Origin of the sequence: Neobacillus terrisolis (assembly GCF_051233475.1) — a bacterium.
In the GTDB taxonomy this organism is placed as follows: Bacteria; Bacillota; Bacilli; order Bacillales; family Cytobacillaceae; genus Bacillus_BU.
On record NZ_JBKFGH010000004.1, the window covers coordinates 67,806 to 82,396 of the forward strand.

17 protein-coding genes are annotated in these 14,591 nt (G+C 37.3%); 12 read left to right on the forward strand and 5 right to left on the reverse strand.

Annotated features, from left to right (window positions below; all coding sequences use genetic code 11):
* Positions 1–284 precede the first annotated feature (284 nt).
* The 4 genes from ACI48O_RS02425 to ACI48O_RS02440 all read left to right on the forward strand — a co-directional run bounded on the left by ACI48O_RS02425 (position 285) and on the right by ACI48O_RS02440 (position 3,269).
* On the forward strand, positions 285–512 hold the full coding sequence (locus ACI48O_RS02425) for a FeoA family protein (protein WP_435560110.1): 228 nt from the start codon (positions 285–287) through the stop codon (positions 510–512).
* Positions 513–2,504 carry a ferrous iron transport protein B gene (gene feoB, locus ACI48O_RS02430; protein WP_435560111.1) on the forward strand — a complete coding sequence of 664 codons (1,992 nt, stop codon included), beginning with the start codon at positions 513–515 and terminating at the stop codon, positions 2,502–2,504.
* A 60-nt stretch (positions 2,505–2,564) separates the two neighbouring features.
* Complete coding sequence (locus tag ACI48O_RS02435) at positions 2,565–2,714, forward strand: FeoB-associated Cys-rich membrane protein (protein WP_435560112.1); 150 nt, start codon at positions 2,565–2,567, stop codon at positions 2,712–2,714.
* Positions 2,715–2,816: 102 nt separating this feature from the next.
* A complete protein-coding gene (locus tag ACI48O_RS02440) occupies positions 2,817–3,269 on the forward strand; it encodes a helix-turn-helix transcriptional regulator (RefSeq protein ID WP_435560113.1) in 453 nt (150 codons plus the stop codon).
* A gap of 42 nt (positions 3,270–3,311) precedes the next feature.
* Here the strand turns inward: ACI48O_RS02440 and ACI48O_RS02445 are convergent, their stop codons facing one another.
* Both ACI48O_RS02445 and ACI48O_RS02450 read right to left on the reverse strand, forming a co-directional pair.
* Entirely contained in the window at positions 3,312–3,932 is a 621-nt protein-coding gene (locus ACI48O_RS02445; protein WP_435560114.1) for an NAD(P)-dependent oxidoreductase, read from the reverse strand.
* 303 nt (positions 3,933–4,235) lie between these two features.
* On the reverse strand, positions 4,236–4,436 hold the full coding sequence (locus tag ACI48O_RS02450; RefSeq protein ID WP_435560115.1) for a small, acid-soluble spore protein, alpha/beta type: 201 nt from the start codon (positions 4,434–4,436) through the stop codon (positions 4,236–4,238).
* Positions 4,437–4,769: 333 nt separating this feature from the next.
* On the opposite strand from ACI48O_RS02450, the gene ACI48O_RS02455 reads away from it, so the two are divergent.
* Positions 4,770–4,943: a hypothetical protein gene (locus ACI48O_RS02455; protein WP_435560116.1), complete on the forward strand. Its 174-nt coding sequence runs from the start codon at positions 4,770–4,772 to the stop codon at positions 4,941–4,943.
* Positions 4,944–5,026: 83 nt separating this feature from the next.
* Here the strand turns inward: ACI48O_RS02455 and ACI48O_RS02460 are convergent, their stop codons facing one another.
* Together ACI48O_RS02460 and ACI48O_RS02465 are read right to left on the reverse strand one after the other, a co-directional pair.
* The gene (locus ACI48O_RS02460) at positions 5,027–6,121 is read right to left on the reverse strand and encodes an ABC transporter ATP-binding protein (protein ID WP_435560117.1); all 1,095 of its coding nucleotides are present in this window, start codon (positions 6,119–6,121) and stop codon (positions 5,027–5,029) included.
* A gap of 81 nt (positions 6,122–6,202) precedes the next feature.
* The gene (locus ACI48O_RS02465) at positions 6,203–6,415 is read right to left on the reverse strand and encodes a YheE family protein (protein ID WP_435560118.1); all 213 of its coding nucleotides are present in this window, start codon (positions 6,413–6,415) and stop codon (positions 6,203–6,205) included.
* A gap of 183 nt (positions 6,416–6,598) precedes the next feature.
* On the opposite strand from ACI48O_RS02465, the gene ACI48O_RS02470 reads away from it, so the two are divergent.
* The 4 genes from ACI48O_RS02470 to ACI48O_RS02485 all read left to right on the forward strand — a co-directional run bounded on the left by ACI48O_RS02470 (position 6,599) and on the right by ACI48O_RS02485 (position 10,496).
* Positions 6,599–6,949 (forward strand): YlbF/YmcA family competence regulator, encoded by a 351-nt coding sequence (locus ACI48O_RS02470; protein WP_435560119.1) that lies wholly within the window; start codon positions 6,599–6,601, stop codon positions 6,947–6,949.
* A 123-nt stretch (positions 6,950–7,072) separates the two neighbouring features.
* The gene (locus ACI48O_RS02475) at positions 7,073–7,939 is read left to right on the forward strand and encodes a Cof-type HAD-IIB family hydrolase (protein WP_435560120.1); all 867 of its coding nucleotides are present in this window, start codon (positions 7,073–7,075) and stop codon (positions 7,937–7,939) included.
* Positions 7,940–8,083: 144 nt separating this feature from the next.
* Positions 8,084–9,592 (forward strand): coproporphyrinogen III oxidase, encoded by a 1,509-nt coding sequence (locus tag ACI48O_RS02480; RefSeq protein ID WP_435560121.1) that lies wholly within the window; start codon positions 8,084–8,086, stop codon positions 9,590–9,592.
* Between the two features lie 112 nt (positions 9,593–9,704).
* On the forward strand, positions 9,705–10,496 hold the full coding sequence (locus ACI48O_RS02485) for an enoyl-CoA hydratase (RefSeq protein WP_435560122.1): 792 nt from the start codon (positions 9,705–9,707) through the stop codon (positions 10,494–10,496).
* Between the two features lie 32 nt (positions 10,497–10,528).
* Here the strand turns inward: ACI48O_RS02485 and ACI48O_RS02490 are convergent, their stop codons facing one another.
* The gene (locus ACI48O_RS02490) at positions 10,529–10,714 is read right to left on the reverse strand and encodes a YhzD family protein (protein WP_435560123.1); all 186 of its coding nucleotides are present in this window, start codon (positions 10,712–10,714) and stop codon (positions 10,529–10,531) included.
* A gap of 140 nt (positions 10,715–10,854) precedes the next feature.
* Here ACI48O_RS02490 and ACI48O_RS02495 point away from each other — a divergent pair, with 140 nt between their 5' ends.
* The 3 genes from ACI48O_RS02495 (at position 10,855) to ACI48O_RS02505 (ending at position 14,377) form a co-directional block, all read left to right on the forward strand.
* A complete protein-coding gene (locus ACI48O_RS02495; RefSeq protein ID WP_435560124.1) occupies positions 10,855–11,754 on the forward strand; it encodes an ABC transporter ATP-binding protein in 900 nt (299 codons plus the stop codon).
* Positions 11,747–13,000 (forward strand): ABC transporter permease, encoded by a 1,254-nt coding sequence (locus ACI48O_RS02500; protein WP_435560125.1) that lies wholly within the window; start codon positions 11,747–11,749, stop codon positions 12,998–13,000. Before ACI48O_RS02495 ends, ACI48O_RS02500 begins: the two co-directional genes overlap by 8 nt.
* Before the next feature lie 159 nt (positions 13,001–13,159).
* On the forward strand, positions 13,160–14,377 hold the full coding sequence (locus tag ACI48O_RS02505) for a metallophosphoesterase family protein (protein WP_435560126.1): 1,218 nt from the start codon (positions 13,160–13,162) through the stop codon (positions 14,375–14,377).
* The last annotated feature ends 214 nt before the right edge of the window (positions 14,378–14,591 follow it).

Genomic DNA, 14,591 nt, shown 5'->3' on the forward strand with positions numbered 1-14,591 from the left:
GTAAATCCTATGTTTATATATTTATAGAAGTATTCGATTTAAAAAGACAAAATCCTTTGAAATTTTTAAGAAAATTTAAAAAATAGGAAAAATTGTTCAGGAATTTAGGGCAATAGAAAGTATGAAAATCCAATGAAATTTATTTAGAAGTGAGATTTAGCATAGTAAATTTGAACATTTCTTGATTAAATAAAGATAATCATTCTCAATTATAAATTTGTGCGTTATAATGAGAATAGTTATCATGAATTCCATTTTTTTCATATATACTATGGGGTGATTACATGCTCGGATTTTTAAAAACAGGTGAAAAAGGAAAAATTAAGGACCTTTCAGGCGCGGATCATTTAGTAAGAAGACGGCTGATGGATCTTGGTATAACAAATGGCAGTGAAGTGAGTATTAAATGTATCATGCCGTTTGGTGGTCCGTTAATGGTGGAGTCTTGTGGGCAATGTGTTGGAATTCGCCGCAAGGAAGCATGTCAAATTAAAGTGGAGAGAGTAATTTAAATGGAAATTGGACTGTTAGGAAACCCAAATACAGGAAAAACATCTCTGTTTAACAACTTGACCGGTTCCTATGAGTATGTTGGGAACTGGAGCGGTGTAACAGTTGAAAAGAAAGTTGGAAAGTTTAAAAATAGTCTTGATAAATTAATCGATTTACCCGGAATTTATACGTTAAGTCCGCTTTCCCGAGACGAGGGTGTCGTAACAGACTTTTTGTTGTCAGGGGAAGGCGATAAATTACTAAATATTCTTGATGCTTCACAGCTTGAACGTAATTTGCATTTAACTATTCAGCTTTTGGAGTACGGCAAACCTCTTGTAGTTGGTTTAAATATGGGAGATGTTGCTAAAGGCCGCGGTATTCATGTAGACACTGAGCCTTTAGCAAAGTATTTAGGTGTTCCAGTTGTTTCGGTTATTGCAAGAAGTGGTAAAGGCTGCGATCAATTAGCCGACCTTCTTACTGGACAGACTGATATCGACGTCAATATGAATATTGTAAACTATGGAAATAATGTAGAGAATTTAATCGGTGATTTTGTACAAACCATACAAGAGAAAACGGTCCATTCACCAAGATGGTTAGCTCTTCAACTGTTAGAAGGTAATATTAAAGTTAAGCAGTATTTAACTACTATTACTGAAGCAGAAAAAGTAGAACGTTTTGTTGCCTCTGTTCAGAAAATCGTTGGAGAAGAAACACTCGAACATTTTGTCCATCGAATGAGACGGGGAACGATTGATAACATTGTCAAAAAGGCTGTGAAAAAAGAAGAGAAGGCAATTACACCATTAAGTGAACGCGTCGATAAAATTGTCACAAACAAATTTTTGGGAATTCCAATATTTTTAGTGGTTATGTATGTTTTGTTTATGTTGACCTTTGATTGGCTTGGTTTCCCATTATCCGATGCGTTGGACGCTTTAATTGCGGGTCCAATTACATCAGGAATTGAGAATACGTTAAATGCTGTAGGAGCATCTGACTTTATTCAGGCGCTAGTGATTGATGGAATTGTTGCCGGTGTCGGCGGTGTCCTAGTATTTGTACCGCAAATCTTTATTTTGTTCCTATTCATTTCGATTTTGGAAGACTCAGGATATATGGCTCGTGTTGCCCTGGTCATGGATCGTATTATGGAATCCGTTGGTTTAAATGGAAAGGCATTTATTCCAATGATTATTGGATTTGGCTGTAATGTTCCTGGGATTATGGCAGCCAGAACGATCGAAACACCGAAAGAACGCTTGCTAACCATTTTATTAACACCATTAATGTCATGCTCTGCACGTCTCCCGGTTTATGCGTTGTTTGTTGGAGCATTTTTCTTGAAAAATAAGGCATTTGTAGTATTATCTTTATACGTATTAGGTATCGTTGTATCATTAATACTTGCAAAACTTTTTTCATCGACAATCTTAAAAGGTGAGACTTCTTTATTTGTTATCGAATTACCACCTTATCGAAAACCTCAGTTCCAGGCGTTACTAAGAAGTACGTGGGATAAGGGAAAAAACTTTGTAAAAAAGGCTGGAACATTTATCTTTGCCGGTTCCGTATTAATTTGGATTCTAGCCTATGCTGGTCCAAACGGCTTGAATGTAGAGATGGATGATAGCTTCTTAGCTGTAATCGGTGGAATTTTTGCCCCGTTGCTTGCACCAATCGGCTTTGGGACTTGGCAGGCAGGTGCTGCACTAATGACAGGCTTCTTGGCAAAAGAGGCAATTATCTCGACTATGAACATTATTTATTTTGTTCCAGATGAAGCAAGTCTACAAGGACTTCTTGTTGATACTTTTTCTCCACTTGCTGCGTACAGTTTTATGGCATTTATATTATTGTATATTCCTTGTCTTGCTACTGCAGCGACTATTTATAAAGAAACTGGCTCAACAAAATGGACAGCTTTTTCAATCGGTTATGCTTTAGTGATCGCTTATATTTTATGTTTAATCATTTATCAAGGTGGAAAATTGCTCGGATTTTAAAGATTTAGCGCAAGCAACAGCTTGCGCTTTTTCTTAAACATATTAGGGAGAGAATAAATTATGCTAATAAACTTACTTATTGGTGGAGCTATTTTTGGATATGCGACATGGGCTTTTGTACGGTTTATCAATCGGTCCAAGCAAGGAAAATGTGCCGCTTGTCATGCTCAAAGCAGTTGTTCAAGTGAATCAAATTGTCAAACCAAATAATTAAATGGATGGAAAGAAATAATAAATTGATTAAAAATGTTTATTAACAGCACAGGTTGGTGTAAAATTACACTAAAAGATATAAAAAGGGATGACCTAGCTGTGACAAGGGAAGAAATAATCCAAAGAGTGTCAGAAAAAATCCGCTTAATACGGACCGAAGCAGGATATACCCAAGACAAAATGGCTGAAATTATTGGCCTTTCCAAAAAAACTTTGGTGCAAATCGAAAAAGGGAGAGTACTGGCTAATTGGTCAACGATTGTAACAGTATGTGCTCTTTTCCGTGATACCGAAACCGTTCAATTTTTATTTGGGGACGATCCACTCGAGGTATTAGAAACGGTTGCTCGAGAAGGAATTGATCTTCGCAAAGAAAAAACACTGGGTGGTAAAGTTTGGTGGCGTGAAATTACAAGAGAGAATGGGTATATATTACAGCAAAATATCCTTAGTTCACATTATCGAATTCTTGATCAGGACTACTACAGAATTTTTAGCAGCTTTGATGAAAAAGAGGCAAGGGAATGTTTCGCTGATTTATCTAAAAAATGATATGAGTGAACATAAAAAACCAGCTAAGCTGGTTTTTTATTATTAGTAGGCTAAGCCTACTCTGCATTGGCTAAATTCGTCTGAACACAATTGCTTGTAGGCAAAATCAGCTGTGTCAGCGGTGGAAATTGATAGTCCATTTAAAGGGAGCAAATCTTTTTCAATTCGGTATACCCCAGTAGGCTCTCCATCTGGTAAGTAGGTTGGGCAAACAATAGTCCAATTTAGATTAGATTTTCGTAATTGAAGAAAGGCATTGAGATGGTCCTCAGCCGCCTTAGTCGATCGATTCCTTGACTCCGAAGACTGAAAGCGGTACAGCTTAGGTTCAAGCCGGGATTGTAGAATTCCGGCAGTTCCAATCGTTACGATTCGAGTAATGTTATGCTGTTTCATTGCATTAATGATTAATGGCATACTGGTGGATAATGTTGAGTTTCCATCAGTATTTAAGGAACAAATAACCATGCTCGTCCCTCCGATGGCTTCGTTTATATCAGTTTCATTTAAGGCATTACCGACTACCCAACGGAGATTAGCGTGAGAAAAAGGAATATTTGAACTGTTACGAATAAGTGCTTGAACTTGATGGCCGTCCTCAAGGGCCTTTCTCAATATTATTGAACCGACTCTTCCTGATGCACCAAATATACATACGTTCACAAAGTGTTCACATCCATGTCACAAATTTTACTAAATATACCTTTGCTAACTATATCTATATGATATATTTAAATTGTTATTTTGTCAGTAAAAGGTTAGGAGGGGCGAAAGTGGAAGATTTTACAATTACACTTGCGATTGCTAGTATTATGGTGTTAGGATATTTTATTGGTACTGCACTTATTAAAAAACCTTCATAAAACAACTGCTTGCTGGAACGGAACATATGGTTTAAATGAAAGGCCCCATTCTTTTGGAATGGGGCCTTAGCCATTTTTATTCAATTAATTAGATTTAATATGCTTAAAATGAGCCGCCAAGTTGTTGTTCAGCCATAGATACTAAACGTTTTGTAATTTCTCCTCCAACTGAACCGTTAGCACGGGAAGTGGTGTCAGCACCTAATTGAACACCGAATTCTGATGCAATTTCTAATTTCATTTGGTCAAGAGCTTGTGCTACTCCAGGTACAAGTAGATTGTTACTATTTGATCCGTTTGGCATAAAGTATCATCTCCTCATGAAATTTTTAAAATGGTTGGGTCAAGCCGGAATTGCACCAGCGGCAGAAATGAATCTGCACCAAACTATGGTTAACCCATTCAAGAAAGAACTTTTTTCGGTGTTTACTGTTATTATGTTGGTTTCAGAGAAAATCATTCATTCTCCAACTTGCTAATTTATCCCAGTTTATTATTTTTTCATACATATACGCTATTAAAGGGAGGAAAACTACTGTATCAAATCTAATTGGGAAGGTTGACAAAAATGGGGATGTGTCCAAATTGTAATGGATTTGAACTTGTAAAATTCCAGTGTCCTTCTTGCGGGAATGTTATGGATGACAGTGGTAGAATAATGGACTTTTATGACGATTATAGCGCTTATATGGAAATAGATGATTTAAAACTTGAGGATGGATATACTGAAACTTATGCAAAGGGAAAATGTCCGCATTTAATGAGTTGTCCACAATGTGGTCGAAATGAAGTGAAATTTATTCAAGAATAAGAAGCAGGCTCAAATAACAGAATGGAGAATAAATAATAGTCCAAACTCTGATTAGTCTGCTTCTATATAGGGTCTTGCTTATGTTAGCGAATACGTTGTTCCGTTTGAACATCGAAGAAATGAATTTTATTCATATCAAACGCTATATCTAAAATTTCTCCAGGTCTTGGGTCATTTCTTGAATCAAGTCGTGCAATAATTTCCTGTCCAGCTAAATGGGCATAGATGTTTGTTTCTGCACCGGTGGATTCTACTACTTCAATTGTAGTGGTAAATTTATTCTGAGCCCCAGCAACAATCAAAGGATTATCATGGATATCTTCCGGGCGAATACCGAGAAAGACGTCTTTACCATCATAGCCTTTGTTGTGGAGTATCGATATTTTTTCTTTAGGAATTGAAATTTTAATATGCTCGAAGACGAAATAATCTTTAACAATTTTCCCTTTGAAAAAATTCATTGCAGGGGAACCAATAAAACCTGCAACAAATAAATTTTCTGGATACTCATAAACATTTTTAGGAGCTCCAACCTGTTGGATTACCCCATCGTTCATTACGACTAGTCTAGTTGCCATTGTCATTGCTTCGGTCTGATCATGTGTTACGTAAACGGTTGTGGTTTGCAGACTTTGATGAAGCTTAACAATTTCCGAGCGCATTTGAACTCGAAGCTTAGCGTCAAGATTTGATAAAGGTTCATCCATTAAAAATACTTTTGCATCTCGAACAATAGCACGTCCTAATGCAACCCGTTGCCGCTGCCCGCCAGAAAGAACTTTAGGCTTACGAGTTAGAAGAGATTCTAATCCGAGAATATGGGCTGTTTCGCGCACGCGTCTATCTATTTCAGCTTTTGGATATTTACGAAGCTTAAGCCCAAACGCCATATTATCATAAACAGTCAAATGCGGGTATAAAGCGTAGTTTTGGAATACCATTGCAATATCACGATCTTTTGGCGGAACACCGTTTACCTTCTTACCGTCCATAAAAAAATCTCCGATTGTGATTTCCTCAAGACCAGCAATCATTCTTAATACAGTGGATTTGCCACACCCAGAAGGTCCGACAAGTACGATAAATTCCTTATCTTTTATTTGGAGATTAAAATCTTTTACTGCTGTTATATGATGATCAAAATTTTTGTATATATGCTCTAATTTTAATTCTGCCAACTGTTTTTCCTCCAAATTTATATGATTGCATTATCAAATTTGGTAAATGACTGATGTTTCTAATCGTAAAAAAGGTTGTATTTATTTTTCATATACATGAAAAAGCATGAGTTCGTGTATTTGTGCAGTTAACTTTCCTTTATCTAGTTCATCAGGTTCTGTGGAGGTCCACTCGATTTTTCCGGATTGATGATAGATCCCTGAAAATAATTGTTTATTATAATAAAAGGAAAATTTCCAGCCCGGAATTTGACTGTTTTCAAACAGTGATTGAAATTGAAAATGTTGTAACATGATATCTCCTCCCTCCCTCATTATATTTTGCTGGAAGAAACCTCGCAAATGCTATTGCCTTTTTTTGTTGAACATTTGCTGGCGTTGGTTAATCATGTTGTTTTTAAAGTGAACTTCTTTCAATCATATACATACTTTGGTATAGTGAAATGGATTGTTGAATCGACAAAAGGAGAGATTGAAATGGCAGTTAATATGTATGATGCAGCTTATGAATTAGAAAGAGCCATTCGTCAGAGTGATGAATATGCTCGTTTGCAAAAAATGTACAAAGATGTTTATGCAGACGAAGCAGCTCGAAAAATGTTTGAAGGGTTTCGAGAACTCCAATTAAACTTACAACAAAAACAAATGATGGGTCAGGAAATCACACAAGCAGAGGTTGAACAGGCACAAAAGACAGTTGAAGTGGTTCAGCAGAACTTAAAAATTGCTCAACTTATGGAAGCAGAACAACTGATGAGTCGAGTGATTGCAGAATTAAATCAGGTCATTATGAAACCGCTTGAGGAATTATATACTTCACAACAATAGTAGATAATGCTGTTATTAAAAAGCAGGACTTTACTGTGAAAACAAAGATACAATGTTCTAATTAGGCTTTCCTATTCATACACCTGTATAAGACACTTACATCTTTGAATAGGGGGCCAATCAATGATTTATCGTTTGCTTGCCTTAAATATTGATGGGACACTTCTACAGTCAAACGGAAAACTTCATCGTTCAACTAAAGAGGCCATCGAATATGTACAACAAAAAGGAATCTACGTCACACTTGTTACTTCCCGAAGCTTCCCGTCCGCTAGTAAAGTGGCCAACGCGTTAAAAATACCGTCCATGCTCGTCACACATCGTGGCGCTTATATTGGAAATACAATTGATAAACAACTTCTTGCTAAACGAATTCCTGAGGATATTACCTATGATCTCGTTCGTTTACTCGAAGGGTTTCAATGTCAAATTCGGGTTCAGCATGAACGTTTCTCGTTAATTAATAAAACCAAGACAAATCATAATCTTTTAGCTAAAACCGTATTTAGCTCAGGGGAACCGGTATTGTATGCTCACCAGTTTGTTGACAGCATCAGTGAAGCTTTGGCGACACAGAAGATCGCTCCTCCAAAAATTGAGGTCAAGTTTGAGCATAAAGAAGACCTCAAGGATGCAAAAGAAGCTATAGCAAGGATGTTTACCGAGATTGAGATTATGGTAGCAGGAGCATCGGGACTTGAGTTTGTTCCTGCAGGTGTTTCAAAAGAAAATGGTCTTATTTATTTAGGCGAGTGTTTAGGAATAAATAGAAAAGAAATGGTGGTCATTGGTGCAGATATTGATGACATTCCGATGATTGAAGCTGCTGGCTTAGGGGTCGCGATGGGAAATGCACCTGTTGCCGTTAAACAAGCGGCCGACTGGGTAACGAGATCGCAAAACGAGCAAGGTGTTGCATATATGGTCAAAGAGCATTTTCGAAAACAACAGCCAATTGCTTTTCTTCGCAAAATGAATATAATCAAATAATTATAGGGCTCTCCGTAAATGGGGAGTCCTTTTTATTATTTGACATATTTTTCGGGATCAGTACACTTAAATTAACTCGATCACTTGTAAGGATCATATTACTTAGACTAATAGAGGTTTCACTTTAGAATAGAAGGTGATGGGATGAAAATATATATTTTAGGTGTGGAGGATGAGCGGCTTCATCGTCCAATTCAATTAATTGCTAATTTATTTTTCGAAGACGCTGAACTTTTGTTCCGGCCGTCCAATGATGAAGATGTAACAATAAATTTTCAATTGAATATCGATCATCAAAAGGTAAGTGTGCATACCCAATTAACCGATAAGAACAGGAAGACTTTTCATGCTTCGTTTGAAAAAAGACTACAGGAAACAACTGATAAAGAAAAGTTCAAACGAGTAAAACAAGCTGTTTCTCGTGTTTTATTGACAGTTCTTCAAGATTGGACAGGTATTACTCAAAAATGGGGGATATTAACGGGAGTTCGGCCGACGAAGCTACTTCATCGAAAAAATATCGATCACATTCCAATGTCGATCGCTCATCAGCAGTTGAAGGAAGAATTCTTAATTACTGATGATAAAATTGAACTAATGAAGGAGATTGTTAGCAGGCAGTTAGCCGTGATCCCTGATTTGTATGAGTTAAAAAATGAGGTCAGCATTTATATTGGGATCCCATTTTGTCCCACTAAATGCGCTTATTGTACATTCCCGGCTTATGCAATTAACGGGCGACAAGGTTCCGTGCATTCGTTTTTAGGTGGACTTCATTATGAGATTGAACAGATAGGCCAATGGCTAAGGGAAAATAATATTCGCATTACCACCGTATACTTCGGTGGTGGAACTCCTACTAGTATAACCGCAGAGGAAATGGACCTGCTTTATGAGGAAATGTATCGATCGTTTCCGAATGTAGAAAAAATCCGTGAAGTTACGGTGGAGGCTGGAAGACCAGATACGATCACGGTGGAAAAAATTAATATTTTGAAGAAGTGGAATATTGGCCGGATCAGTATTAACCCACAATCGTATATTCAGGAAACGCTTAAGGCAATTGGCCGCCACCATACTGTCGAAGAAACCATTAAAAAGTTTCATCTTGCAAGGGAGATGGGAATGTCCAATATTAATATGGACTTAATTATTGGTCTACCTGGTGAGGGGATTCCAGAATTTACCCACACTTTGAATGAAACGGAAAAACTTGTACCAGAATCTTTGACCGTTCACACATTATCATTTAAACGCGCTTCTGAAATGACCCAAAACAGAAACAGATATAAAGTGGCGGATCGGTCTGAGGTTGAAGACATGATGGGACTGGCAGAGAAGTGGACAAAATCTCATGATTATTCTCCATATTATTTATATCGTCAAAAAAATATTCTTGGAAATCTGGAAAACGTGGGGTACGCGTTACCTGGAAAAGAAAGTTTGTATAATATTATCATTATGGAAGAGATGCAGACGATTATTGGCTTAGGGTGTGGGGCATCTAGTAAATTCATTGACCCAATCGATGGTAAAATCACCCATTTTGCCAATCCAAAGGATCCTAAATCTTATAACGAAAGCTTTAAGGAATATGCCGATAAAAAACTTGAAATATTAAACAAGATATTTAATAAAGATAAAGCCTTATGAAAATAGGGCTTTTTTTCACGAAAAATGAAATTTTACAAAGTTTTTAGAAAAATCTTACCATTGTAATATTTTCGTTTTATAATGGTAGATGGAGAATAAAGGAGGAGAAATTATGGGGGAAAATATTGTGGCAGAAACAGTAAATGTTAGGGTTGAAGGTCGGGTTGCAACTATTGAACTAAACCGGCCAGAAGCTTTAAATGCATTAAACAAGGACATTTTAAAATGCTTGGCAGTAAAATTGAAAGAAATTAGCATTTCGGACGATATAGATATTGTCGTATTAACTGGGGCAGGCAATGTCTTTTCTGCGGGTGGAGATATTAAAACAATGCTAAAGGGCATTGATGAAAGCGATTTCCTTTCGGTGATGGAGATAATAAGCGAATTAGTCATTACGCTTTATTGCTTACCAAAGGTTACGATTTCTGCAATTAGGGGTGCAGCAGCTGGTTTAGGAATGAGTTTAGCGCTTGCAACAGATTATATTTTGGCTGAAAGTTCAAGCAAAATAGCCATGAATTTTATTAATCTTGGACTGATTCCAGATGGTGGGGCACATTTCTTTTTAGAGAAGCTTGTTGGCGAATCGCAGGCTAAGCAGATTATTTGGAAAGGTGAAACGATGACCGCTGTGGAGGCGCAAAAACAGGGTCTGGTTAATGAAGTAGTTGATAGTAATTTACAAATAGCTCTGGACAATAAAATTAATGAATGGTTGAACCGTCCGCTTCAAGCTATGATCAAAACGAAAAAAATATTTGCTGAGAATAATCGACCACAATTATTAAAAGTGTTGGAATTAGAAAAGATTGCCCAAATTAAAATGTGGGAGACAAGCGACCACAAGGAAGGTATTCAGGCATTTCTTGAAAAACGCCAGCCAAAATTTACTGGTAGATAAAAAGCAAAGAGCGTCCTGCTCTTTGCTTTTTATTATGGGTGAAAAAGAATTAATTTTCCTAATGGAGATGTGCAACGGTGGGTTTTTTCAGATAATCCCTTCTCCTTAAGGAGTTGCTCCCCTTGCACTTTTGCCTCTTCATCATTGTTCGCCTGAAAAGTTTCATCGATTAGCTTATGACCACTTGGATCAAAGGCGGTTAGTTTGTATGCTACCATTTTGTGCGCTCCTTTTTAGAATATTCAGATGATTATATATATTTTTACACATTTCTAAACATTTGGCAAAAGTTTTGTGAATTTGAAACTTTTTCACAATCTAAGTCGTATAATTGAAATAATTGGAAGGAGGGAGCAGAATGGCTTTACAACTTCAGCATATTACAAAGCGATTTGGCAATTTTACTGCAGTGGACGATTTATCATTGACAATTCCAGAAAATGAAATGTTTGGCTTTCTTGGAGCAAATGGTGCAGGAAAAACGACTACATTCAGAATGATTTTGGGTTTGCTTGATCCAAGCGAGGGTGACATTCTTTGGGGAGGCCAATCAATTAATTACTCATTAAGCAGTGCAATTGGCTATTTACCGGAAGAAAGGGGGCTATATCCTAAGCTAAAAGTCAGTGAACAGCTCATCTATTTAGCTAGATTGAAGGGAATGGCCAAGCGGGAAGCAGAAAAACAATTATTGTATTGGCTCGGGCGTTTTAAGATTCCTGACTACGCTGATAAGAAAGTTGAAGAGCTTTCTAAGGGAAATCAGCAGAAAATACAATTTATCGCAGCGGTATTACATAAGCCTAAACTATTAATTTTAGATGAGCCGTTCAGCGGTTTGGACCCTGTTAATGTAGAACTTTTGAAACGGGCTGTAATCGACTTGAAGGAATCCGGAACATCGATTGTATTCTCGAGTCATCGAATGGATCACGTTGAGGAAATGTGTGAGCACCTTTGTATTCTGCAAAAGGGGCGTCCGGTTGTTCAAGGAAACTTAAAAGAAATAAAGCGGGAATTTGGGAAGAAAAATCTCGTTATTCATTCTGACATAAAGCTAGATTTTTTATCTGACTTTTCAGGTGTTACAAAACTTTATCGCACAACCGAAGGGGTTCGTTTACACGTGGAGGGAGAAGAAGTCGCCCATCGTATTTTAAAAGAAATTGTAAGTAAAGGGTTTATTCGTAAATTCGAACTTGAAGAGCCCTCTTTGAATGATATTTTTATCGAGAAAGTAGGTGCCTCCTATGAATAGCTTTTTTATCATTATGGTGCATACTTACTTAACTAAATTCAAAACTAAATCCTTTTTGGTTACATCAGCGCTAACAGTGGCAATCATTATTGGTTTAACTAATATGCCAAACATTATCGATTATTTTAATAAAAATGATCAAGATCAGATTGCTGTCGTCGATGAAACTGGCCAGCTTTATATTCCTTTAAAACAACAGGCTGATTCCGTAAATAGCAAGTTAAAGCTAATTAAATTTAAAGGATCCATCTCTAAAGCTGAAAAAGAGGTTGAAAAAGGGACATATAAAGGAGTGTTACAGCTTAGCTTAAATGAAGGAATGCTACCAGAGGCAACCTATAAAGCAATGAGTATAACAGATTCAACGACCGTATCGGAGCTTCAAAGCTACATACAACAGATGAAGATTACGATGGCAGCATCACAAATTAATTTGAGCCCTGATCAGCTTGCAAAGCTGTATGAACCAGTATCCTTTAACCAGGTGGCATTGGAGAAAAATGCAAAAACAGAGCAGGAACTTAATCAGGCTAGAGGATTAGTCTATTTCCTATTATTTATCATTTATTTTGCTGTCGTTATGTATGCGAATATGATTGCAATGGAGGTTGCTACCGAAAAATCATCAAGGGTAATGGAAATCTTAATTTCAAGTGTTTCACCCATTAAACAAATGTTTGCAAAAATTTTGGGGATTGGCTTGCTAAGTCTAACTCAACTAGTGCTGATGTTAGTGGTTGGTTATGTATCAGTGAAGCAAAATCTTGATCAATTACAAGGGGGATTCTTTGATTCCTTTGGATTTGGTGATATTCCAATTAGTACGATCATTTATGCGGTTATTTTCTTTCTATTAGGTTATTTTCTTTATGCAACGATGGCTGCTTTTTTAGGATCACTAGTTAGTAGAATAGAAGATGTCCAGCAAATGATTACACCAATGACGCTATTAGTGGTAGCTGGATTCATGATGGCCATGTTTGGACTTGGAGAACCGGAAGCAACTTTTGTAAAAGTCACTTCGTTTATTCCCTTCTTTACACCAATGCTGATGTTTCTTAGGGTCGGAATGTTGAATATTCCCATTTGGGAGGCTTCGATTGGAATAGGGTTATTGGTGATCACCATTATTTTATTAGCGATTTTTGGTGCACGCGTTTACCGCGGCGGAGTATTGATGTATGGGAAGTCTAATTCCTTTAAGGATATTAAACAGGCATTACAGTTAACAAAAAACGATAAATAGAAGGTTAGTAGTTATTTTTTACCGAGGCTGTCATTTAACATGGCAGCTTCTTTTTCTGAAAAATTATAGAACGTGCATTCGCCTTTGTTAGATGCTAAAATGGAGGAAAGAATTTGATTTAATAAACAAGATGGTAAAATCCATCATTGGAGGATAAAAATGAAGCAAGTAACCTTTATCCATGCTGCTGACCTTCATTTGGACAGCCCAATGTTGGGGTTAAGTCATTTGCCCCAAACAGTTTTTAAAAGGCTCCAAGAGAGCACATTTACTTCATTTACTAAAATAGTTGATGCTGCCATCAAACATAAAGTCGACTTTGTCATATTAGCAGGGGATTTATTTGACGGGGAAGACAGAAGCATTCGTGCACAAGCTCGTTTTCGAAAACAAATGGAGAGGCTTAACTCTTATCAAATTCCCGTATATATCATTCATGGGAATCATGATCATCTTGATGGAAAATGGGCGAATATTGCCTTGCCCGAAAATGCGGTTATTTTTCCAGTGGAAGTAAAGATGCATTTTTTGAAACAAGATAGCCCAACAGTGTCTCTATATGGGTTTAGTTATCCAAAAAGGAATGTAACGGAGAAAATCATAAACGATTATGAGAAAACAGGAGATGCAGATTTCCATATTGGTATATTACATGGACAACTGGAGGGGAATCTAGAGCATGGGAACTATGCTCCATTTACGCTACACGATTTACTCGATAAGCAATTCGATTATTGGGCTTTAGGACATATTCATAAAAGAGCTCAGTTATCGATCGACCCTCCAATCGTCTACCCTGGAAATATTCAAGGCAGACACAGAAAAGAATCTGGTGAAAAAGGTTGTTTTCTAGTGACTTTAACAGAATCGGACCACCGTCTTGAGTTTCTTTCCACATGTGATGTCATTTGGGAGGAAATGATTGTAGACGGGTCTAATGCGAAAAATTTATCTGATCTTTACCAACTTTGCCGTAATACAATCGAAGCTATTCGACGAGAAGGGGTTGGAATCCTATTAACCTTAACTATAGAGGGAGTAAACTTTGAGGAACAGCAAAATGAACTTTCTGATGTCGGAGAGTTATTAGAAACATTACGGGAAGAGGAGAAAGAAGAAGAGTCTTTTGTTTGGTTTGTCGATCTAGTTATAAAGGGGTCGAAACTTTTAAGTCGTGAACAGCTTGCAGGCGAAGCAGATTTCTTCGAAGAACTCTTTAAAACAAGTGATACATATCAAAATTGGGATGAGTGTCTTGCCCCTTTATATCATCACCCTGGGGTCCGCAGATTTTTGACCCAATTAACCGAAACTGAAAAACAACAATTACTTCACGAAGCTGAAAATCAATTACTGAAAATGTTAATAGAAGAATAGCTATGTTAATGATCAGTAATGATTTTGATAACTCTGTTGATTGGAGCGGAAGGTGCGAGACTCCTGCGGGAGAAGGTGTCTCGGGAGACCCCACAGGCGTTATAACGCCGAGGAGGCTCCCGGACTCCCCCTAAGGTGCGCGAGCACCTGGAGGGGAAATCAACAGTCAAGGTAAACACTGCCAAAGAATAAAGAAAGGAGGGTATTCTTCTGA